Annotated in this window: 20 protein-coding genes and 1 tRNA gene; 12 read left to right on the top strand and 9 right to left on the bottom strand. The window is 61.9% G+C overall.

From position 1 onward, the window contains the following. Positions 1 to 36: 36 nt before the first annotated feature. On the top strand, positions 37 to 465 hold the full coding sequence (locus tag C480_RS16490; RefSeq protein WP_049903852.1) for a universal stress protein: 429 nt from the start codon (positions 37 to 39) through the stop codon (positions 463 to 465). Between the two features lie 98 nt (positions 466 to 563). Here C480_RS16490 and C480_RS16485 read toward each other — a convergent pair whose 3' ends face one another. After that, positions 564 to 995 (bottom strand): DUF7344 domain-containing protein, encoded by a 432-nt coding sequence (locus C480_RS16485; protein ID WP_006666752.1) that lies wholly within the window; start codon positions 993 to 995, stop codon positions 564 to 566. Between the two features lie 143 nt (positions 996 to 1138). Continuing rightward, a complete protein-coding gene (gene asd, locus C480_RS16480; RefSeq protein ID WP_006666751.1) occupies positions 1139 to 2173 on the bottom strand; it encodes an aspartate-semialdehyde dehydrogenase in 1035 nt (344 codons plus the stop codon). Positions 2174 to 2542: 369 nt separating this feature from the next. Here asd and C480_RS16475 point away from each other — a divergent pair, with 369 nt between their 5' ends. After that, on the top strand, positions 2543 to 2806 hold the full coding sequence (locus C480_RS16475; RefSeq protein WP_006666750.1) for a hypothetical protein: 264 nt from the start codon (positions 2543 to 2545) through the stop codon (positions 2804 to 2806). Positions 2807 to 3189: 383 nt separating this feature from the next. Here the strand turns inward: C480_RS16475 and C480_RS16470 are convergent, their stop codons facing one another. After that, positions 3190 to 3381 (bottom strand): 30S ribosomal protein S17e, encoded by a 192-nt coding sequence (locus C480_RS16470; protein WP_006666749.1) that lies wholly within the window; start codon positions 3379 to 3381, stop codon positions 3190 to 3192. A 220-nt stretch (positions 3382 to 3601) separates the two neighbouring features. Between C480_RS16470 and C480_RS16465 the strand changes: the two genes are divergently transcribed. Further along, positions 3602 to 4597 (top strand): hypothetical protein, encoded by a 996-nt coding sequence (locus C480_RS16465; protein ID WP_049903839.1) that lies wholly within the window; start codon positions 3602 to 3604, stop codon positions 4595 to 4597. A gap of 101 nt (positions 4598 to 4698) precedes the next feature. On the opposite strand, the gene C480_RS16460 is transcribed toward C480_RS16465, so the two are convergent. Then, the gene (locus C480_RS16460; protein ID WP_006666747.1) at positions 4699 to 5391 is read right to left on the bottom strand and encodes a DUF447 domain-containing protein; all 693 of its coding nucleotides are present in this window, start codon (positions 5389 to 5391) and stop codon (positions 4699 to 4701) included. Further along, positions 5388 to 6239, bottom strand: coding sequence for a triphosphoribosyl-dephospho-CoA synthase (locus C480_RS16455; RefSeq protein WP_006666746.1), 852 nt, complete (start codon positions 6237 to 6239; stop codon positions 5388 to 5390). The genes C480_RS16460 and C480_RS16455 overlap by 4 nt, the downstream gene beginning before the upstream one ends. A 568-nt stretch (positions 6240 to 6807) precedes the next feature. On the opposite strand from C480_RS16455, the gene C480_RS16450 reads away from it, so the two are divergent. After that, positions 6808 to 7737, top strand: a complete 930-nt coding sequence (locus C480_RS16450; protein ID WP_006666745.1) for an HhH-GPD family protein — start codon at positions 6808 to 6810, stop codon at positions 7735 to 7737. 80 nt (positions 7738 to 7817) lie between these two features. After that, entirely contained in the window at positions 7818 to 7976 is a 159-nt protein-coding gene (locus tag C480_RS23650; protein WP_006666744.1) for a hypothetical protein, read from the top strand. A 15-nt stretch (positions 7977 to 7991) separates the two neighbouring features. Here the strand turns inward: C480_RS23650 and C480_RS16440 are convergent, their stop codons facing one another. Then, on the bottom strand, positions 7992 to 8642 hold the full coding sequence (locus C480_RS16440; RefSeq protein ID WP_006666743.1) for a hypothetical protein: 651 nt from the start codon (positions 8640 to 8642) through the stop codon (positions 7992 to 7994). Positions 8643 to 8897: 255 nt separating this feature from the next. On the opposite strand from C480_RS16440, the gene C480_RS16435 reads away from it, so the two are divergent. The 5 genes from C480_RS16435 (at position 8898) to C480_RS16415 (ending at position 16723) form a co-directional block, all read left to right on the top strand. Beyond that, entirely contained in the window at positions 8898 to 9539 is a 642-nt protein-coding gene (locus C480_RS16435; protein ID WP_006666742.1) for a hypothetical protein, read from the top strand. A gap of 81 nt (positions 9540 to 9620) precedes the next feature. Then, complete coding sequence (locus C480_RS16430; RefSeq protein ID WP_006666741.1) at positions 9621 to 10691, top strand: DNA-methyltransferase; 1071 nt, start codon at positions 9621 to 9623, stop codon at positions 10689 to 10691. A gap of 441 nt (positions 10692 to 11132) precedes the next feature. Further along, positions 11133 to 12800: a gamma-glutamyltransferase family protein gene (locus C480_RS16425; RefSeq protein ID WP_006666740.1), complete on the top strand. Its 1668-nt coding sequence runs from the start codon at positions 11133 to 11135 to the stop codon at positions 12798 to 12800. A 108-nt stretch (positions 12801 to 12908) separates the two neighbouring features. Then, positions 12909 to 16319, top strand: a complete 3411-nt coding sequence (locus tag C480_RS16420) for a GAF domain-containing protein (protein WP_006666739.1) — start codon at positions 12909 to 12911, stop codon at positions 16317 to 16319. Positions 16320 to 16432: 113 nt separating this feature from the next. Continuing rightward, a complete protein-coding gene (locus C480_RS16415; protein ID WP_006666738.1) occupies positions 16433 to 16723 on the top strand; it encodes a HalOD1 output domain-containing protein in 291 nt (96 codons plus the stop codon). A gap of 17 nt (positions 16724 to 16740) precedes the next feature. Here C480_RS16415 and C480_RS16410 read toward each other — a convergent pair whose 3' ends face one another. Continuing rightward, the gene (locus C480_RS16410; RefSeq protein WP_006666737.1) at positions 16741 to 17058 is read right to left on the bottom strand and encodes a HalOD1 output domain-containing protein; all 318 of its coding nucleotides are present in this window, start codon (positions 17056 to 17058) and stop codon (positions 16741 to 16743) included. A gap of 762 nt (positions 17059 to 17820) precedes the next feature. Between C480_RS16410 and C480_RS16405 the strand changes: the two genes are divergently transcribed. Then, on the top strand, positions 17821 to 18255 hold the full coding sequence (locus C480_RS16405; RefSeq protein WP_241433844.1) for a hypothetical protein: 435 nt from the start codon (positions 17821 to 17823) through the stop codon (positions 18253 to 18255). A 581-nt stretch (positions 18256 to 18836) separates the two neighbouring features. On the opposite strand, the gene C480_RS23105 is transcribed toward C480_RS16405, so the two are convergent. Then, positions 18837 to 18988 (bottom strand) — tRNA-Met (locus C480_RS23105). A gap of 102 nt (positions 18989 to 19090) precedes the next feature. On the opposite strand from C480_RS23105, the gene C480_RS16400 reads away from it, so the two are divergent. Continuing rightward, positions 19091 to 20350, top strand: a complete 1260-nt coding sequence (locus C480_RS16400; protein WP_006666735.1) for a DUF7115 domain-containing protein — start codon at positions 19091 to 19093, stop codon at positions 20348 to 20350. Between the two features lie 152 nt (positions 20351 to 20502). On the opposite strand, the gene C480_RS16395 is transcribed toward C480_RS16400, so the two are convergent. Further along, positions 20503 to 20967 carry a DUF5830 family protein gene (locus C480_RS16395; RefSeq protein WP_006666734.1) on the bottom strand — a complete coding sequence of 155 codons (465 nt, stop codon included), beginning with the start codon at positions 20965 to 20967 and terminating at the stop codon, positions 20503 to 20505. Between the last annotated feature and the right edge of the window lie 56 nt (positions 20968 to 21023).

The raw sequence follows: 21023 nt of genomic DNA, 5'->3' as shown, positions 1-21023 counted from the left end.
GTGCCCGCGGCGTTCCGCCGGCACGCGGAGGCGACGATGACGCTCACCTTCGACGGAACGGTGATCGTCCCCGTCGCGGACCCCGACGACGGCGAGCAGACGACGACAACACTCGTCCCGCATCTCACCGACAGCAGCCGCGTCGTTCTCGTCAACGTCATCGAGAAAGGCGGTGGGTCGATCGATAAGGCCTCGCCCGAACAGCGCAAGGAGTACGCCGACGAAATCTTCACAGCCGCGAGCAAGCCGCTTGCGGACTCACCGGCGACGATCGAATCCGAGGTCCTCTACGGCACCGCTATCGCCGAGACGATCTTTGCGGCCGCAACTGAACGGGACGCAGAAGCCGTCGTGTTCAGCCCTCGAAAAAGCAATCGGATCGCCGAACTCCTGTCCGGCGATGTCGCCAGACAACTGATAAAGAAGGGGTCCGTCCCCGTCGTTGCACTGCCGCAGAACTCCTGATTCGTTTTCGCCTCGTACACCGCCCTCGCCTTCGTCTCCGTCCCCGTCCTCGCCGTCGCCCTCGTCACGGTTTCCTCCACCTGTTCTCAGGTTCAGTCTCAGGCGATCGTCGCCTCGTCCTCCGCAACATCTCTCTCAGCATCGACTCGCTCGAGTTCTTCGGCCACTGCTTCCCCGTCCTCGCGGAGCGCCACCGTGTTCGCGTCCGGATCGAACGCGACCAGCCCAGCCTCTGCGAGCCGCGGGACGTGGTTGTGTCGAAGCGAACTGTGAACTCGTTTTCGGGTGCCAAACAGCGCGTCGCCGGTCATGGCGAGGACCCCGGAGCGCTGGTCATCCGCGTCCGTCTCGAGAACGACGAAATCCGCGAGATCAGCGAGTGGAACCGGGTCCGCCGGGTCGCGCGTCGCGAGATAGCGAAGGACCGCTCGTCGGTGGCGATCGGCGAGAATATCGATATCGGCGTCCGTGTCCGCCGTTGCACCGACAAGCGGGGTCAGCGATTCGGGATCGGAGATGACTGGAAGCATATCCCACCGTTCGCATCGTATCTATTTGGGCCCCGTGCCAAAATAGCGTGGGAAGACCGGTATTCGAACTCGATCGAAAACGCCGTTTGTGCCCGCGTTTGGATCGCTACCATGAGTCCCGGGGGAACCCGGCCACCCGGTCGTTAGAAGTAGCCGTTCTCGGCGAGTAACTCGCCGTTCAGCACGCTCGCACCGGCAGCTCCGCGGATCGTATTGTGGGCCAAACAGTTGTACTGCAGCCCGAAGGGTGTCTCCTGCATCCCGCCCGCTGCAATTGCCATCCCGCCGCCGACGGTGCGGTCCATCCGCGGCTGCGGCCGGTCCGGTTCGTCGAAGACGTGGATCAGCGGCTCCGGTGAGGAGTGCAGGTCGAGCGAGGGGAACGCCTCCATCGCTTCGGCGGCGGCCGCCGCGTCGAGTTCGTCTTCGGTCTCGACCCAGACGTTCTCGAGGTGGCCGTCGATCGTCGGGATGCGGTTACAGGACGCCGACACGGCCATGTCGTTGTGGGTCAGCGACGCGCCGTCGAACTCGCCGAGGAGCTTTCGCGATTCGGTCTCGAGTTTGTCCTCCTCGCTGCCGATGTATGGGATCGCGTTGTCGATGATTTCCATCGAGGTGACGCCGTCGTAGCCGGCTCCGGAAACGGCCTGCAAGGTCGAGACGTGGACCTTTTCGAGGCCGAACTCCGTTAGCGCGGCGAGCGTCGGGACGAAGGTGATCGTCGAGCAGTTCGGGTTCTTGATCAGCGCGCCGTCCCAGCCGCGCTCGTCGCGCTGGACTTCGAGGAGATCGAGGTGTTCGGCGTTGATTTCCGGGATAACAAGCGGCACGTCGTCGTCCATTCGCCCGTTCGACGAGTTCGACGAGACGACGTAGCCGGCCTCGCAGAAGCCGGGTTCGACGGCTGCGCCGACGCTCGAGGGGAGCGAAGAAAACAGCAAGTCGATGTCGTCCGGGATCGCATCGGGTTCGGTCGCCTGGACGGTCATCTCCGCGACATCGGACGGGATCGGGCTGTCGACGCGCCACTTTGCGGCCTGTCGGTACGTCTTGCCGGCGCTCGAATCGCTCGCTGTCAGGGCGGCGAGTTCGAACTCGGGGTGCGGGTCGAGAAGCTGGATCAATCGCTGTCCAACAGCGCCGGTCGCGCCGAGTACGCCTACTCGTACTGCCATTTTGTGTCACTGTGTATCGTGGCCGCAAAACCGTTTGGATTCGTATCGCACGCGCCCTCATCACCATTTTTATTTACATATGGGCACTTTTGATAGTCACACCGTAGAGTCGGTAGCGGCCGCAGCGCCGCGGTCGCTGCGACGCCCATAGAAGAAATTAAGAAAACGGGGCGGTATCTTTCGACCGATGAACTCTCGACAGACCCGATTCGATGTCAGTGTCGGTCGCCCGGCAGTGTCGTCCGGGTGTCCGTCGGCAGGGCGGGTTCCTGGATCGACTGTGACTGCGGCCGATAGTTCGGACACGGCGCGTTCGCCGTCACTGACGGCTGTGGCGACCACCCGCCGGACTGGATCGGAGGCGAACCGATGACGGACACGACGACGAATTCGAAGTCGCGCGAACCCGGGCTCTTCGAGACGCCGTTTAGTATCGGAGCGACAATCCTCTCGGCGGTCAGTGCGATCATCGCGGTCCTGTTCTTCTGGACCGGCTTCCAGGGGTCGACACTGCCGGTCGTCGGTATCGAACTCTCGCTCCTGACCGGGACCGTTGGCTCGTTGTTTGCGCTGCTTGTGGCGGTCGTCGCGCTCGTTGCTGCGTTCTACATGGAACTCGGCTTCGATTATTGACGGCCTTGTCGTCGGATCACGGTTTCCGTAGCTCTAGTAGCCACTGAAAGTCAGTGCATACCTGATCGCGCGACGGCTGTACGATCAGTGTGTAAATGTAAACCGTTTCAGTTGTTACTATAGCGATCACGGCGTAAGGGGGTGAATCGGGCCGCCAGTGGTGCACCTGGTGACGCAGTGTCGCCCTCTGCTTTCGATTCCGTCTCGCGTTCTGGCGGCCGATCCGCAAAAATCGATCTGTCGGTTCGGAGACGCGCGGACGCCGCGGCTCGCGAAGTGCCGAAATGCAGCCTGATTCTCAGTTGGTCTTGCAAGTAACTGCCAAGTAATCGCCAGGCGACCGGCTCACCGGCCGGGACAACTGAAGACGAGAACTCGACGGATTATGCGGGAACCTGCGCGCCCTTCTTTCGCGTCACGTAGCCCGCGATGCGGTTGCGAACGCCCTTGGATTCGACGTTGGTGAGCTTTTCGACGCTGTCTTTGTTCTGTTCGAAGTCGGTCGTAAACGCGTCCGGGTACCGCTCCAGCAGGAGGTTCCCGGTCTTCTTGACGTAGGCCGGTTTGATTGCCATGCAGGGAGGTTCCGTCCAGAGGCTCTTAATCCCTTTCTCTTTCGTTTTTCTTCCCGTTACTCTCCACGCCGGTCGTGTCCGGATTCGAGTTCCACTGATCGGTTCACTGCATCCGACACTGTATTCGTCCCTAACGTTCTCTATTTTTGTACTAATTACCGATACAGAATTCTACACTAGATCAATGAATTTAAATCATACCAACATACATTCGGATATGATGTCGCTACATTTCAGAGAAGCAACGGACGTATACAGGAAAACGTGGCCGTTCGTTCTCCTGCAACTCGCTATTGGTATCGCCTTTGCACTGCTCGGAGTGATCTATCTCGCCCTGGTTGTCTGGCTTGGAAGCCTGTTCCTCTGGGGTGATGGCGGGGGTGGAATCCTCGTCGTCGCACTCGTCATGCTCGTCGCGCTCGTGAGTTTTGCGTATATCTGGCGGTTGATCAAACGATACGTCCTCTATATGGTCAACGCTGGACACGTCGCCGTCATCGCACACATCGTCGAGGAGGGTGAGGTCCCGGAGAACCAACTCTCGTACGGGACAACGCAGGTCCAGGAGTACTTCGTGTCCGCATCCGGCCTCTACGGCGTCAACGTCCTCGTCGATGCGATTCTCAAACAGTTCACCCGTTCGATTGCCCGCGTTCAGGAACTGATCCCCCTTCCGATTCCATCAGAACTCGAGGCACTGATCGATGTCCTTCAGAAATCGATCGTCCTTGCCGTCCGATATCTCGACACCGCAATCCTCGCGTACATGTTCGTCGACCGAAACGACAACCGGTGGGCATCAGCCCGCGATGGGGTCGTCCTGTACGGCAAAACCTGGAAAACGGTTCTCGGGTCGACGCTCCTGATCGTCGTCGGGATGTACGCCCTGTCGTTCGTCCTGGCGACGCTGCTTGCACCCGTCGCAGTCGCCCTCGACGTTCTTCCGCCCGCGTTCGAACTGCTCTCGTGGGTCCTGGTCGCCGGCGTCGTCGCGGTTGTCCACGCCGGCGTCGTCAAACCCTGGGTCAAAACCGTCGTCATCACGACGTTCCTCGTCGAACAGCGCGAGGAAACCACCGACAGCGAAACGATGTCGTGGATCGAAGACCGCTCCGACCGGTTCAGTGAACTCGTCGAGAAAGCCGAGAACGACGCTCCGGTCGACGACGATCACCCGGACGCCGGTCGAACGCCAACCCCAGGCGAAGCAGCCTGAACGATCCGGTTCGAGTTCACCCGAGTCGGTACCGCTCTTTCGAGCCGTCTTTTGCAGCGCGAGTTCGAGCCTGGACTGCAGGTCCCTTTCGCGTGCGTGTCTTACCACTCAGCGTGGTCTCGAATGCGTTCAATGGCCAGCCGTTCTCGCGGCCCTCCGGCGCGGTCGACGACCGACGCGAAGAACTCGAGTCGGTTCCGAAGCGTGGTTTCGTCGTAGCCGGGAACGCCGAGTCGCGAGGCGGCGACAGTCGCTTCGATGACGGCGTTGAAGCCGCGGTTGATCGTGGGAACGGTCTCGCGTTCGATTTCGGTCTCGATCGGTTCGAGTTCCCATTGCTCCCACGGTGTGCCGTCGTCGGATCCGGAATCGACCGGATCGGCGGAGACGCGTGCCCAGGCGGTAGCGGCGTCGAGGACCGGTTTCTCGACTTCATAAATCGTGAGGGCGGCGTCGGCGAAGACGACGGGGTCAGTGACGAACTGGACGTAGCCCTCGCCCTGTCGGTGGAAGTTCCGACGGGTGCGGGTATTACCCCAGGTTCGAGCGGTGACTGGCGATGTTTCGGGCGTGCGCTTGCCCTCGTCTGTGTCGGCGTTGGCATTGTCGGCGTCGTCAGCGTCGGTATCGCCGGCGAACAATCCGAGTGCGGCGACGTTCCACCGGTCGTTGGGGCCGAGCGTCGTGACGATGGATTCGGTGACGCCGGAGAGCGGTGCGGGCCAGGCCGTCGCCCCGGAATGGGGGCTCGTTTCGTCCTCGCCGTTTGTGCCCGCGTCGCTTCCGTCGTTCATATCTCGACCGTGTCGTGCTCGAGGGCGATGAAAAGCCCGGCCGCGGTGATATCCGCCGTCGTTCCCGGATTGATTCCGCGATCGACGAGTTCAGTTGCGAACGTTTCGACGGCGTCCCGATCGGTGGCGATGGCGTTGCGGTCGGCCAGCGCGGCGGCGCGCTGGCTCACCTCCCGCGCGGTGGCCTCGTCGTGGCGGTTTGCGACCAGGGTGTCGGGGCGGTTGGCGAGGAGGGAGAGGAAGACCGCTGCAGCGCGGTCGGGCAGCGGGCCGGTCGTTGCTGCGAGGCGGTCGGCTGCGGCGAACGAGCGCTCGAAGCCGGTTGTCCATTCGCGGGCGACGTCGTCGCCGGGGACGCTTCGGTCCATCACGTCGAACAGCGTGAGTTCGCGCGCTTCGAGTGCGGGAATCGCGTCGGACCCTCGGCGAACGTCGAGCGGAGCCATGTCCGCCGGCGGGTCGGGGACGAAGACATCGACGTGTTCGAACGCGCGGTAGAAGGCTGCCGCGTCGGCGACGGTCGTTTGCTCGACGACCGATTCGACGGCTGATCGGGAGAGACCGTCCCGCGCGGCTCGAACGAGCGGCACGAGCAAGAGCAGTGCGCCGAACTGGGTGTTGTCGCCTTCCTGTGCGGCCATCCCTTCGATAGCGCGTTCGAAGGCGGGACCGATTTCGGAGTCGGTCGCGGCCATTTCGAGTCCGTCCCGAGCGCCGACCGCGCCCGCGAGAAAGTGTTCGAATCGCAGGTCGTCGAGATCGCGGTGGCGGTCGACGTTCCCCGGTTTCGGGGTGCTTGCGACCTCGAGCAGGAGTGCCAGTTCGCCGTTCTGTGCTGGCGTTCGCATGGGTTGATCGAATGACTGCGACGGCTTAGGCGTACGGTTGTCGACATCGTTCCGGCGGACCGGTTACGATCGACTGTCGACGCAACTGTGCCGCCGAAAAACGCGACAGCCCCGCGACTTGGATCCGGACGGGAGTTCGTTCGACGGTCCGTACGGCCCTGCTGGCGTCTGCCAGATTCACGAACGCCAGTTACCTGGAATCCGTTACTTGGCCTTCTCGTCGTCTTCCATGGAAGACGAGTGGTGAACCGTTCGGTTCTCCTTCGGAGTACGCATCTCGTATCCCTGTGACGTGATACTCGATTTTCTCCGATCCTCCGCAATCGGTTCTTGCGAACGGATCGACGGAGATCGTCCGGTGTATCCTCGCGGTGCTGCTACACTATGTGTTACGGTAGCAATGAACATAAACGTTCTCTAGCGGGACGGAGACTGTGCGGCTTCCTGATCGAACCCGGGTGCCGCGAGAGCCGTCCGCGATGCGCGAACGACCGTTCGATAATGTTGTCAGCGGCCGCGATCGATCGACACCACCATCCCTAAACCGTTCATCCGCCAAGAGCCAGCGATGACTGACACGGAGGCAGCACCGGCGTGGAGCCTCCCCGACGACCGCGACAGCGTTCGCGACGCGCTGATCGACTGGTACGAGGCCGACCACCGCGAGTTCCCCTGGCGACGGACCGACGACCCGTACGCGATCCTCGTCAGCGAAGTGATGAGCCAGCAGACCCAACTCGACCGCGTCGTCGAGGCCTGGGAAGCGTTCCTCGAGCGCTGGCCGTCCACGACTGAACTCGCGGCGGCCGATCGCGCCGATGTCGTCGGGTTCTGGACGGATCACAGCCTGGGATACAACAATCGGGCGAAGTACCTCCACGAAGCCGCCGGACAGATCGAGTCGGACTACGACGGCCGATTTCCGGAGTCACCCGACGAGCTTCAGGAGCTGATGGGCGTCGGCCCGTACACCGCAAACGCCGTCGCGAGCTTCGCGTTCAACAACGGCGATGCGGTCGTCGATACGAACGTCAAGCGCGTGCTCTACCGCGCGTTCGACGTTCCCGACGACGATTCGGCGTTCGAGGACGCCGCGGGCGATCTCATGCCCGCCGACCGCTCGCGAGTCTGGAACAACGCTATCATGGAACTCGGCGGTGTCGCCTGCGAGCAGACGCCGGCATGTGACGAAGCCGGCTGTCCGTGGCGCGAGTGGTGTAGCGCCTACGCTAGCGGCGACTTTACCGCACCGGACGTGCCGACCCAGCCCAGTTTCGAGGGCAGCCGCCGCCAGTTCCGCGGCCGCGTGATCGGAACCCTTCGAGAGTACGACGAACTCGAACTCGATACGCTGGGTCACCGAGTTCGCGTCGATTACGCGCCGAACGGCGAGTACGGCCGCGAGTGGCTCCGCGGATTACTGACGGATCTAGAAGACGACGGTCTGGTCGAACTCGACCGAAACGCGGAACCGGTCGTCGCACGCCTCCGGCGGTAACGTATGGGTGTCGGGGATCGATTGTCGTCGGCTGCGTGTCGACGTGGATACCGCCGTGTCGTCACCTCGTACCGGCGGCCGTGCAGCCGACCGACGAGTACCAGACCGTCACCGAGGGCGATACCACGACCCTCGCAGTCGACGGCGAGACCGGAGCAGGGAGTGATCGGGACCCGGTCGAAGTCGTCCTCGTGTATCGGGAGAACAATACGATCACGCGCGAGCGGATCGACGACTGAGCGGGTGAGGTGAGGTTAGAGGTCGGGTTCGAGTAGCCGCTGGAAGCGGTGCTGGTGGGCGAGGAAGGCACAGAGGCCGAACACGAGCGCGGCAAGCTGGATCGTTTCGATCCGAATAGCGATAATTCCGGCGTCGAGTTCAGCGAACGGGGGGCCGATCGTCCAGTCGACGAACCAGGCTGTTGTGAGGAGCGCGGCTGCGCCGAGGGCGAGAACCGCGGCGGAAAGGATTGGAGTCACGGAGGAGGGAGTCGGGGTCACGGAGTGGAAGACGTAACACTCGAAGCAGAACTGAGCGGTGAGGGCACCGGTGAGACAGACCGTTGCGACGAGGACACCGGCGACGCCGCCGAGGAATTCGGCGAGGAGGAGCCAGACGACCCAGCCAGCGGTGAGCGTGAGCGCGGTCCCGACCCGTTCGAGTGTGAGCGGTGGCGCCGAGTCGGTAATCGTCGTCTCGAAAATGGTGATCCGGAGAAGCGAGCCGCAGAGAAGAATCCCGAGTCCGATTAGGGCCGTCGTGGTCGTCCGAGCGGTGATGACGAGGCCGAACCAGAGGCTGACGGCGAGCGCTTCGACGACGGCGACCGTCAGTGCGGCGGCGAGCCCGACGAGCCGACGGCGGGTCCGCTGCCCGAGGACGCCCGGATGCCGGATGACGCTCACGATATCACTGCGCCGTCGTTTGTCCGAACGGGGTTTCGTTATCCGATGGTTACTGCGCGCTAGGCCGGTGTGAGAGGGATATATACGCCAGAAACAGTGTATTGGCGTGTGTTCTGTCTGCTTCAGTGATGCTGTGGCAACGGGTACCCGTGGACCTCGTTGAACACGGTAGGATAGTGTTACGTCACGTGGTCGTGCCCGCCGTCTGGAAAACGGTCCACAGAGTTATGTAGGGTCGTGTTGACGTAGCGGATTATGCCGGACACAAAACAACAGGACACACTTTCCGAACTCGTTGTCAAGGAAGCAATCGACAGAGGGCTGGACTCGTCGATGCGTGATTCCATTCTGGAGGCCGTCGAAGAAGCTGACGGGTCGCGGGGGCCGAGACGGCGACCGCTCGCACTCGCTGCGAGCGCGTTCGGACTGGGGGCAGCAGTCGGCTTTCTAGCCGGTCGTGAGTCTCCCTCCATCGAGGAGACACCGCTTTCAGATGTCGAGGAGCCCGAGATTATCGAAGACGTCCGAGAGACTGCAACCGGCGAGTCCCCGGTCGAAGAGATCATGGAGGTGACCGAAGAGACGACGGCTGAGTCGGAATCGGACACCGAGAAATCACCGAGCCGGTTCCTGGGGCTGGTACTCGTCCTCGGCGTCGCCGCCGCCGTCGCGTATCTGCGGCGTCGGTTCGCCGGTGACACGGAGGATTGGGAACCGATCGAGGAGTTCGAGCCGGCAACGGATCTGACGGAGGAAGACGAGTCGAGCGACGAAGCAGCGATGGACGAAGACGAGACCGAGGAGGAAGCAGACGAAGCGGGTGACGAGGATGAAGACGCAGATACCGACACCGACACAGACACAGCCGACGACGAAACCGAAGACAGCGACGAATAGGTCTGCGGTCTGCGTTCAACACGCTCGCCGACGACGCGATTGACGAAGAGCTAAGGGCCCGACGCCGACAGTGTGAACGCAATGGAGACGACCCATCGCGTCTTCGTCGGCGATTCTCGGACCCTCGAGACGATCGACGATGACTCCGTCGAACTCGTCGTCACATCCCCACCGTACCCCATGATCGAGATGTGGGACGATCTCTTTACCGAACTCGATCCAGATATCGGTGAGGCCCTCGACGACGGCGACGGCCGCCGCGCGTTCGACGCCATGCACGCCCAACTCGACCGCGTCTGGGACGAACTCGAGCGCGTGCTCGTCGACGGCGGTATCGCCTGTATCAACGTCGGTGACGCGACCAGATCCGTCGACGGAAGCTTTCGCGTCTTCCCGAACCACGCCCGGGTTCTCGAGGCCTTCGAAACCCGCGGCTTCGATCCGCTGCCCGACGTGCTCTGGCGCAAGCCGACCAACAGCGCCGCCAAGTTCATGGGCAGCGGCACGCTCCCGCCGAACGCGTACGTCACCCTCGAACACGAGTTCATCCTGCTCTTTCGCAACGGCGGCGACAGCCGCGAGTTCGAACCCGGCGCGGATCGGCGCTACGAGGCGGCGTACTTCTGGGAGGAACGGAACCGCTGGTTTTCGGACGTGTGGACCGACGTGCAGGGCGAACTGCAGGCCCTTCCGGAGACGGATGCGTCGGACGACCGTCGCGAGCGCTCCGCCGCGTACCCGTTCGAAATCCCCTACCGCCTGATCAGTATGTATTCGACGTACGGCGATACCGTGTTCGACCCGTTCTGGGGCACCGGGACGACGACGCTCGCAGCCATGTGCGCTGGCCGGCACTCGCTCGGAAACGAACTCGAACCGGCGTTTCTGGACGACTTCGAGGACCGGGTCGAGAACGTGCCGTCGTTCTCTCGATCGGTTGCCCGAACGCGTCTCGAGCGCCATCGCGAGTTCGTCGAGCGCCAACGACGCCAGGCGGACGGGACGGCGTGTTCGTACGATGCCGTCCACTACGAGACGCCGGTCGTCACGAAAATGGAACGCGAACTCCTGCTTCGGGAGGTGACGGGTCTCGAGACGATCGAGAACGGGTACCGTGCAGTTCACGAGCCAGTCGTCCCGGGCGAGAACTGAACTCGTGTGGGCGACTCACTGATCGGTAAATCCGAAGTCACTTCCGCCACAACCGGGACAGAGGTCCCAGTTGCGGGGTTGTGGCGCGGTGGTGCTCTTCGATCGAAGAACGAACCCGCAACCCGTACATTCGATATATTCGTGCACCCGTACAGCACGTAGTCCGCCGATACGCAGTACTCTTGTCCCATGGTAATTTGGATGTGCTGTGATACGATCGGTGCTGCGTCCGTCGGTGGCCGGGACGGTTTGTCGCGTCGTCGTGTTTCTCGGGCGTCGCTTTCGACGAGTGCACGCATTGCCGACCGGTTTCGCACTGGCTACCCTGCTCCCGGCGGTCGGTCGCAGTACCCGTCTCGGATCCCGTCGGCTCCCCTCGTCTTGATACGTTGACCACGAGTTCTTTTGACGAGTCGCGTTCGTGTGGTAATAGTGACCACTGTGAACGATCAGATCGAACTCGATCGCTTCGACTCGCGGCGCTCGACGGCGTACGCGACCGGCGGAATGGTTGCGACCAGCCAGCCGCTCGCGGCACAGGCGGGTGTTTCGATACTAAAAGACGGCGGGAACGCCTTCGATGCCGCGGTGGCGACGGCAGCCGCGTTGAACGTCGTCGAACCGACTTCGACGGGGCTCGGCGGCGACGTGTTCGCCCTCTATCGAACCGCCGACGGCGAGGTCGGTGCGATGCGCTCCTGCGGCGGCGCGCCGGCCGGGGCGACGATCGAAACCGTGACCGAAGCGCTCGAGACGACAGCAGAGCCGGGACGGTACTATCCGGGGTCGCGCGGCTACGCCGTCGACGGCGGGGCTGATGCAGCCGATCTGGGGATGCCGTTTCTCGGGCCGCACGCGGTCACCGTCCCGGGGACCGCCCGCGGCTGGGAGGCGACGGTTCGGGAGTTCGGTCGGCGGTCGCTCGCCGACGTGCTCGAGCCGGCGATTCACTACGCTCTGGAGGGGTACCCCGTCTCGCCGATTATCGCCCACCACTGGGACGGGGCCGAGGAGCTATTTACCGACGAACACGCTCGCGAGGCCTTCCTGTTCGACGGTGAGAGTCCGGAGCCAGGTCAGATCGTGACGCTCCCCGAACTCGGGGCCTCACTCCAACGGATTGCGGATGAGGGTGCGGACGCGTTTTACGAGGGAGCGATCGCCGATGCGATAGTCGGGGAGATCCGGGACGCCGGCGGCGTTATGACGCACGACGATCTCGCCTCGTTCGAACCCGAGTTCGTCGAGCCGGTGCAGACGACCTACAACGGCGCGACGGTCTACGAACTCCCGCCGAACAATCAGGGACTCGTCGCGCTCGAAGCGCTGAACATCGCCGAGGAGATCGGTGCCGGCGAGTACGCCTACGACTCGCCCGAACGGATTCACGCCTTCGCGGAGGCGACGAAACTCGCCTTCGTCGACGGCCACCACTACATCACCGATCCGGCCTACGAGACGGTCCCGCCGCTCGCCTCGAAACCCTACGCACGCGAACGCGCCCGTGCGATAGGCGAGACGCCCGTTCGAGAGCCATCGGTGGGCGTCCCGAACGCACCCGCCGAGGACGCCGATACGGTCTTACTGACCGTCGGCGACGAGGCGGGCAATCTCGTTTCCTACATCAACTCCCGGTTCGCCGGCTTCGGCAGCGGCCTCGTCGCCGGCGATACCGGTATTGCGCTGCAGAACCGCGGCGCGTCGTTCTCGCTCGACCCCGACCATCCGAACAGACTGGAGCCCGGCAAGCGTCCCTTCCACACGCTCGTTCCGGCGATCACTGCACTCGGGCCGGACGACTGGCTGGCCTTCGGCGTGATGGGTGGGTATATGCAACCCCAGGGCCACGTGCAGGTGCTCTCCAACCTGCTCGACTACGAGATGGCTCCCCAGGCTGCACTCGACGCCCCCCGGTGGCGCTATCGCGAGGACGGCACGCTCGGCGTCGAAGAACGGCTTTCCGCGCAGGCAACACTCGCGCGGCGAGGACACGACGTTCGCGTGCTCCCGCCGGTCATGTTCGGCGGCGCACAGCTCGTCCGCCGAACCGGGGAGACCCTCGCCGGTGCAACGGAACCCCGAAAGGACGGCGTGGCGATCGGCGTTTGAACGCCGGCAGTCTTCTCCTCCGGGTACGCAACCCCGCAATAGCTACCTCCGCTCCTCCACACCCCATATCGACGCGACGTTTTTACCGCTGCTTCACCCAGTGGGTGTATGAACGATCGGCTCGAGACACCACCCACACCCGAGCCTCCACAGTGGTCCTCCCCGGAGACGCTCCACGTCCTCGTCGCTGGCTCAGCAGCGCTCCGTCAATCCGTTTCGGAGACGCTCGCCGATAGCGCCCTCCTCGTTTCTACCGCCGACGATCTCACTGACGATACTACCGCCGACGATACCGTCGAACTCGACGCTGCACGTGAACTCGAACTCGATTCGGATTCCGAATCGCAACCGGACTGCCTGCTCACCGACGATCCGTCACTATCCACGGAGTTGCACGCAGACGAGTTCACGATCGTCGTCGTCTCCGATTCGGCTGGTGACATTGATGTTGGTCTTGACACCGGTGCTGACGCCGACACTGATACTGACACTAACACTAACACTGACTCGCCAGTCGCTGGCGACTCGCCGTCGGTCGAGTTCATCTCGCGGGAGACGATCGAGACGCAATCGCTGCTCGAACATCGGCTTCGCCGGGCGGTCGAGTTCGGTGCAGTCCAACGGCTCCAGTCGGGCCAGGCGGAGTGGTATCGGTCGCTGTTGGAGCGCTCGTCGGATCTGTTATTCGTCCTCGACGAGACGGGCGAGATCACGTACTGCTGTCCGCCGGTGGGTGATGAGGATGGCCCGAGCGCGAACGAACCGATGGGTGGCCACGCCCGGAGCGACGACCTGCAAGCACTGCCCGGGACACACTTTCTGGAGCAGATTCATCCCGACGATACGGCGCAGGTTCGCGAGACCATCACGGCTGTTCGGACCGCCGCGGTCGGCGCGTCCGAGACGATCGAATACCAGTATCAGACCGGCACGGAATCCGACACCTGGTGTATCCACGAGGCGACCCTGACGAACCGACTCGGGGACGGACTCGTCGATGGCATCATCGTCTCGGCTCGAGACGTCACCGAGTTCCACCGCGTCGAACGCGAACTCGACGAGTCGTTTCGCCGCGTGACGGACGCGTTCTTCGCACTCGATTCGGATTGGCGGTTCACGTACGTCAACGAACAGGCCGCGGAGACCCTTGATGTCGATCGGGAGGCAATCCTCGGACAGCCGATCCTCGACGTATTCCCCGACATGGACGGGACGGACTTCCAGACGGCCGCACTCGAGGCGATGGACCAACAAGAACCGCGCGCCCTGGAACGGTACTACGGCCCCTACGATCGGTGGATCGAGACCCGTATTTACCCGTCACCGACCGGTATCTCCGTCTACTTCCGCGACGTGACCGATCGTATCGAACGCGAACGCGAACTCGAAATCCGTACCGAACGCCTGCAGGCGATCGTCGACAACGCCCCCATTATTCTGTTCACGCTCGATCCCGACGGCACGGTGACACTCGCCGAAGGACAGGGGCTCAACCGTCTCGACACCGTCCCCGCCGAAGTCGTCGGCAGGTCGGTTCTGGACCTCTTCGACGACCATCCCAAGGTCTGGGCCGACTTCCGCGCCGCACTCGAGGGATATCCCATCCACGTCCACAACGAGGTCGACGGTCGCGTTCTCGAGGCGTGGTGCCGGCCGATCATGGCAAACCGAGCCCCCGAGAACGGCGCGACAGCAACCGGTGACGACCCCACTGTCGAACGCATCATCGGCACCGCCGTCGACGTCACCGAACGCGTCCACTATCAGGAAACGCTCAACGCCCTCCACGACGCCACGAGCCACCTCCTCACCGTCAAATCCAAACAGGCCGCCTGCGAATACATCGTCGACGTCGCCGGCGATGTCCTCGACTTAGACGCCGGCGTCTACCGCTTCGACGACCAGCAAAACGAACTCGTGCCGGCCGCCTACGCAACCGCCTTCGAATCCGTCGTCGACGACCTCCCCCGATTACAACCCGGCGGAAGCATCACCTGGGAGACGTTCGTCTCCGGCACGCCAGCCGTCTACGACGATGTCACCGACGCCGACCTCGCCTTCGACGAGTCGACAGCCGTCCGGAGCGGTCTCTACGTTCCCCTCGGCGAACACGGCGTCCTCGTGGCTGCCTCGCGTGAACCCGGGCAGTACGACGACGAAACGGTCGAACTCGCCCAGCTATTCGCCCGCACCGCCGAGGCCGCCCTCGACCGGATCGGTCGAACCAGCCGCCTCCACGATCGCGAGCGCGAACTCAAACGTCAAAACACCCGCCTCGAGCGCCTCAACGCCGCTAACCGCGTTCGACAGGACATCGAGCAACTCCTGTTGCTGAGCGACACGCGCTCCGAAATCGAACGCGGCATCTGCAGCCGACTCACCGAACTCGAGGCGTGTTCGATGGCCTGGATCGGTACTCCGGACCCGAGCGGCACCCAACTTCGACCCCGGTCCCAGGCCGGTCGTGACCACGGCTATCTCGACGCCGTCACCGTCACAACCGTCGACGACTCCGCCGCCGAACCCGCCGGCCGTACCGCCCGCACCCGCTCGCCCACCTACGTCGAAAACATCGCCGATGCGGTCCACGACGGCGACTGGCGGGCCGAAGCGCTCTCACAAACCTTCCAGTCCGTCTACGCCGTTCCGCTGGTCTACGGCGAGTTCCGCTACGGCGTCCTCGCCCTCTACGCCGACGACCGTGATGCCTTCGATTCACAACTCCGGAACATCCTCACCGAACTCGGCGAAACGATCGCCTACGCGATCGACACCGTCAAACACAGGCAGGCCGCCGCCGAGGACGACCGCTCCGAGGTCGAACTCGAGATCGAACGGGGCTCGCTCCTCTCCACGCTGGCGACGCGACTCGACGCCACCGTCGAACTCAAAGGTGCGACGACCGGAACGGACGGTCCCCTCGTCTTCGTCTCCGTCAACAGCACCGAGTTCGGAACGGACGACTCGGAGGCGTCTTCCGCGTCCGTCGAGCCACCCTCTTTTCTGTCAGAAATATCCGGGTTCGTCGATGCCTCGGTGATCGCCACCGCCGAGGGACGAACGCTCTTTCAACTCCAACTTACGGAACCGTTCCTCGGTTCCATCGTCGAGTCCCACGGCGGGACGCTCCGCTCGATCGTCGCCACAGCGGACGGCTCGACCCGCGCTCGCATCGACGTTCCAGACGCCGTCGAAGTCCGCAATCTCCTCTCGGGGCTCGCCGACAACGACGTCCACGCATCGCTCGTCGCCCGCCGCGACCAACCTGCAGACACGTCTCCATCGCTCGATCCGGCCAGCCGAAACGCCATCCTCGATCAACTCACCGATCGCCAGCGCGAGGTCGTTCAGACCGCCTATCACGGCGGCTTCTTCGAATGGCCGCGCCACACGACCGGCGAAGAAATCGCGGCCTCCCTCGAAATCTCCCCGCCCGCATTTCACAAACACGTCCGGGCCTCCGAACAGAAACTCTTCGAGACGCTGTTCGAAGACTCGTTCTCCGCGACGGACAGTTAATCAATTAACCCATCCGACCGAGCACGGTTACACAGTTAACAATCAGCCTCTTTACAGTCAACCGTGAAGGAAGACTACCTTCCACGGAATTGGGGGCTACTGCAATGACTAAAATGCCTTCACCATCGCAACCAGTCTCACGCACAGAGGAACCGTATACCACTCAGTACGACCGTCTCGACGACGAACCGCTCAGCGTCGCGGTCGCAACCGCCGTCGCAACCGCCTGCAACGAAGACGTCACTGAACTCGAACCGCTCCACTACGCAATCAACGCTGACGCACTCGAACGACTGTTCGAGCCGCGTGCCAACGGACTCCGAAGCGACGGCTCCGTCTCCTTCGAGTACAGCGACTGTCTCGTCACGATAACCGCGGACGGCACGATTCAGGTCGAATCCTAGGTGTTACTCCTCACACATCAATCACTCTGAACATCCTCCGTCGAGTTCGCTCGTGACTCTGGACGCCGATCTGCTGTTGGCCGCACGTCGACACGGCCGATCTCGTCCACATGAACTGTATACCCGCAGTAGGTGAACTCGATTTTCGAGCGCGCCGGCTTCGTCTGAGTTTCGAAGTCAGTGTTCGTCCTGTCGGCCATCGACTGAACCAGTGCATCGAGCGCGTCCGGATCGATAACGTTGTAGAGTGGCGGTTCGAGTTCAGTCGGCTCGACACCTTCGGCTGTGGCAATCTGCTGTAGTATCTCGATACTCGGTTGGGTCCCCGACCCCATACTACTCCGTGCCACACCATCCAAGATAAAACCGCTGATGGTTTTCCGACGCGTGACTGCCATTCGTCAGCCGTACGTCTGACGATTTCCAAATTCAGGGATCGATTCGAGGGGTAACCGGGGCTGACTCGCCGTTCGACACCCGTTCTCGGCGTCCGCTAGCGATGACGAGAGCGGTCTCGTCTCGACCGAGTTGAACTCGGTCACTAACGGAGGCTCAAAACGGTAGCAACTACTCTCCCAGCGTTGTGGCTGCTGGGTAGTCTCTCGTTGGCGGAGAACTCTTACGGATCGCGAAGTGTGTTGAATACGTCCATCACTTTGGTACACAAAAACATATCAGTTGACCGTAGCGTTTTGAAACAATTACGGCTAGCGACAAATTTGTCCGATGATTCGGTTTCCAAGACGTATATACCTATTACCGAAAAGTAACAAATTACTATCTGCGTTGTCCGCTCGATCATACTCGGTTGAATAGCGTCTTGTTGCGACGTATAACGGATTACTCCGGGATATGCTGGAACTGTTTTCGTGAGTACTTTCGGTACTGGTTCCGCCGAAAATACATTTCGTTTGATTATTTTACCGAGTTGTATTTGATATGGCTCTTTGAATTCCGAGCAGTCGTTCGGAAGTGAGGCTGAAAGCACTCTTTTCAGCCAATCGTTTTGATTCGAGTTAGGTATGGTTACTATTGTAACATTTGTTGCCACTAATAACGGTATCCGGATGAGGAAGTGGTGGAGTGTGCGAATCAGAATGACAGACGATCAATCGATCCGTACTCGCCGCAACGTGCTCCGGACGACCGGTATCGTCAGTCTCGGAACGGTCGGACTGACTGGTGCCGTTTCCGCGCATAACGACCAGAAGAAGAAAGACGGGAAAAAGAGAGATAGCAAGAAGAAGCACGGCAAGAAGCGCGACGAGAAGAAGCACGGCAAGAAGTACGACGAGAAGAAGCACGGCAAGAAGCACGACGAGAAGAAGCACGGCAAGAAGCACGACGAGAAGAAGCACGGCAAGAGGCACGGCAAGAAGAAAGGCAAGCGGAAGAAAGGCGATAAGAAGGGGCACCATCACAACGAGAAAGACAGGAGAAACGGAATCGTTGTGGAGACAGGCAATGTACGAGTTGCGATCGGGCCGCACGGAATCAGTGTTAGAACATCGAATAATTCCGTCAATCTGTAAGGACTCCGGATGGCCACGGAGACACGATTCCTCCCCTTCTTTTCGGTAAGTACGGTTCCATGAGTTTCCGTGGCCAGCCCACGAGTTCACTTTTGGCGACCGGTGGCAGTGACTCGTCCGCCGCTGTCGGTCATTGTAGACGCGGTTTCCGGAGAGACGCTGTGATGTTGGCGTGAGGACGAACGAAGTCCTGTACTGAACGCCGTGAGTTCCAGCAATTCACAGCCTATTGGTCACTATCTTCATAATAACCTGGACAAACCGTTGGTAGCAGGGAATGCATATCCGTCGTTGCCAACCGCGGACGCCTATCCTGGGGGCAGTTCCCTGCTATCTCTCCCATCCCACTCCGTTTCCCGCATCGATGGTGCTTCTCGATGTCTCTCAGCCTGCCGACGCTCGGCGATCCGAGAGCTGGTTGCACTCTCCCGCCCGACTATCGTATGGAGCTGTCCCCGCTCGGTAATCACTCACCTGCTACCCGGCGAGGGCCGTCGTCGCACGTGTCGTTCTCGTAGTCGACTGTAGACGAAGCGGCCACTGCACTCGTGGGGAATCTAGCGATATGGAAAAGTGGGAAATGCCCGGGGAGGGCTCCGAACCCTCGATCTCCGCATGTCCCAGGTCCGAGGCTCGGCAGTCCTCTGTGGGACACGGAGGCTTCCAAGGCGAAACCGCACCGAATCTCTGAACCCTATGAGTGCGGCGCTATGTCCAGCTAAGCCACCCGGGCTCACTCTTCGGTAGTGCCGTCTCTCTCTTTAACCTTCTCATTCCCGCCGGTCGTGCAATCTGGACCCACGGATTTATCACACGTTATTACGAACTGCGTTTCATGAACGTTCCCGGCATCGTTCAGTCTACTCTCGATGGCGAGGAGATCGCGGCACGCGTCTCTCTCGGCGGCGAGGATGAACTCTTCATTACACCCACGCGGACGCTCGTCTACCGTTCGGAGGGACTCTTGAGCGACGAATCGGTCAACGAGTATTCCCACGACGCGGATCGACTTACGCTTTCGGAGGGTCGTCGCAAGACCAAATTCACGCTCGAGTACGCACTCGAGGGTACACAGGAGTTCTCCGTTCCGTCGAGCAAGACGGACGAGGCGTTGCATCCGGTGATTGCGGGTATTTTGAACGGCAACGAGATTACGGAGCCCGGTGAAACGGTCGTCCAGACGTATCGCTTTAGCGAGCTCACGCTGCTCATCACGAGCGAGCGGTTAGTCAAACACATCGGTGGCGCAGTCTGGGACGAGGATTACGAGGAGTACGCCTTCGAAGACGTGACGAACCTTTCGTTCGAGGACGGCAGCGTCGCTACTCAGATCGTCCTTTCCGTCGACGGCCGTCCACAGCGGATCAAGGCCCCGAACGACGAAGCAAACGACCTCCGCGAGCGCCTCCAACGTGCACTGTTTGAGTACCACGATGTCGAGTCGCTCGCTGAACTCAACGAGACAGTCGGCGAAGACGACTCCGATGACGATACCGGGACATCCGACGCCTCGATGGACTTCGGTGACGGTGTCGACCCGCTCGACGCCAATCCGCCCGAGTTGACGGACCACGATGACGGAGAGCGAGAGCGCGACCCATCACGGAGCCAGACACAGCAAGATCACTCCGCCGACCCGCTTGGCCAGCAAGCGGACACGCGTTCGGCTGAGAATCAGCCGGGCCATGAAGAAATGCAGTCTCAGTCTCAGTCCCAGTCTGCTTCTCACTCTCGATCCACCGCTTCCGACTCAGCCCCCACCGACACCGTCTCGGAGCAATCGTCTGCCGCCGCTCCCGAGACCGACTCCGGAATCGTCGATACCGATTCGATTTTCGACGAGACCGACGAGGCCGCCGGAACGGACGAGTTCAGTTCGGCTGCTGGGTCCGCGGGTGCAGGTTCGGGTGCCGGTGCTGGTACGGGAGGGACCCAGGGGACAGCGACGGGCGATACTCCCAGCGCCGGTACCGACCCCGAAGTCCTCGACCGGCTCGACACGCTCGAGGCGGCACTCGAAGAGCAGAACGAACTCATCGAGCAACAACAACGGACGATCGAACAGTTGATTACTGAACTTCGCCAGGGTCGATAACGTCGCAGTTGTCCGCGCACTCTCCTATCTACTATCCTCGCTCCGCTCTTGACGCTCTTCTCTTCTCTTCTTTCCTCCCCCCTCCGTTGTTGCCGCACTGATCTAGTAGGTCACACGACCACCAGCCGTCGCTCTCGCTGCCGTGCGCTCAGTCAGTCCGTCTCGCGTCCAGTCACCTTCCGGATACACGACGAGCCGAAGGGCCCGAGTTCACCCGCGTCGAGCGTGATGAAGTAGCCGGTCGAGAGGCCACAGCCGCACCGGCGGCAACTGAACTCGCCGTCCTTGGTGATGACGTCCTGTTCGAAGCGGACGTACTGGCGGCTTTTCGGTCGGACGATGCCGTTCTCGCGGTCGATAATTCCGCGAAGTTCGGCTTCGTCGAGGATGGTTCGGGTGATCGTGGGATCGGTCGTGACCGTCTCGATTCGATCGACGACGTCGGCGAGCGAGAGGGAGTCGTGTTCGAGGCGCTCGAGGAGTGCGAGGCCGAGTTCGACGCGGTCGTCGTGGTTGTTTGGCTGTCCGCGGTGCTGTGGCTCGGTTTCTGTGTTGTCTGTACGCTCACGTTGCTCGCGTTCGCGTTCGTGTTCGTTCCCGGACCCGTCGCGCGCCATCGATGAGAGGTCACAGAGCGGGGCGAATAAACGTTGTGACGTGTCCGAACGAGCGG

This window comes from Natrialba aegyptia DSM 13077 (assembly GCF_000337535.1).
In the GTDB taxonomy this organism is placed as follows: Archaea; Halobacteriota; Halobacteria; order Halobacteriales; family Natrialbaceae; genus Natrialba; species Natrialba aegyptia.
The sequence above is the reverse complement of the archived record's forward strand: the minus strand, read 5'-3'. Positions and strand labels throughout refer to the sequence as shown.

Excerpts from the sequence above, each read along its gene's own strand:
- C480_RS16470 (WP_006666749.1), bottom strand. The coding sequence starts at position 3,381 with ATGGCAATCAAACCGGCCTACGTCAAGAAGACCGGGAACCTCCTGCTG.
- C480_RS16460 (WP_006666747.1), bottom strand. The coding sequence starts at position 5,391 with ATGAACGACGGAAGCGACGCGGGCACAAACGGCGAGGACGAAACGAGC.
- C480_RS16465 (WP_049903839.1), top strand. The coding sequence starts at position 3,602 with ATGTCGCTACATTTCAGAGAAGCAACGGACGTATACAGGAAAACGTGG.
- C480_RS16415 (WP_006666738.1), top strand. The coding sequence starts at position 16,433 with ATGCCTTCACCATCGCAACCAGTCTCACGCACAGAGGAACCGTATACC.
- asd (WP_006666751.1), bottom strand. The coding sequence starts at position 2,173 with ATGGCAGTACGAGTAGGCGTACTCGGCGCGACCGGCGCTGTTGGACAG.
- C480_RS16475 (WP_006666750.1), top strand. The coding sequence starts at position 2,543 with ATGACGGACACGACGACGAATTCGAAGTCGCGCGAACCCGGGCTCTTC.
- C480_RS16405 (WP_241433844.1), top strand. The coding sequence starts at position 17,821 with ATGACAGACGATCAATCGATCCGTACTCGCCGCAACGTGCTCCGGACG.
- C480_RS16435 (WP_006666742.1), top strand. The coding sequence starts at position 8,898 with ATGCCGGACACAAAACAACAGGACACACTTTCCGAACTCGTTGTCAAG.
- C480_RS16490 (WP_049903852.1), top strand. The coding sequence starts at position 37 with ATGACGCTCACCTTCGACGGAACGGTGATCGTCCCCGTCGCGGACCCC.
- C480_RS16450 (WP_006666745.1), top strand. The coding sequence starts at position 6,808 with ATGACTGACACGGAGGCAGCACCGGCGTGGAGCCTCCCCGACGACCGC.
- C480_RS16400 (WP_006666735.1), top strand. The coding sequence starts at position 19,091 with ATGAACGTTCCCGGCATCGTTCAGTCTACTCTCGATGGCGAGGAGATC.
- C480_RS16410 (WP_006666737.1), bottom strand. The coding sequence starts at position 17,058 with ATGGGGTCGGGGACCCAACCGAGTATCGAGATACTACAGCAGATTGCC.
- C480_RS16485 (WP_006666752.1), bottom strand. The coding sequence starts at position 995 with ATGCTTCCAGTCATCTCCGATCCCGAATCGCTGACCCCGCTTGTCGGT.
- C480_RS16395 (WP_006666734.1), bottom strand. The coding sequence starts at position 20,967 with ATGGCGCGCGACGGGTCCGGGAACGAACACGAACGCGAACGCGAGCAA.
- C480_RS16430 (WP_006666741.1), top strand. The coding sequence starts at position 9,621 with ATGGAGACGACCCATCGCGTCTTCGTCGGCGATTCTCGGACCCTCGAG.
- C480_RS16455 (WP_006666746.1), bottom strand. The coding sequence starts at position 6,239 with ATGCGAACGCCAGCACAGAACGGCGAACTGGCACTCCTGCTCGAGGTC.
- C480_RS16420 (WP_006666739.1), top strand. The coding sequence starts at position 12,909 with ATGAACGATCGGCTCGAGACACCACCCACACCCGAGCCTCCACAGTGG.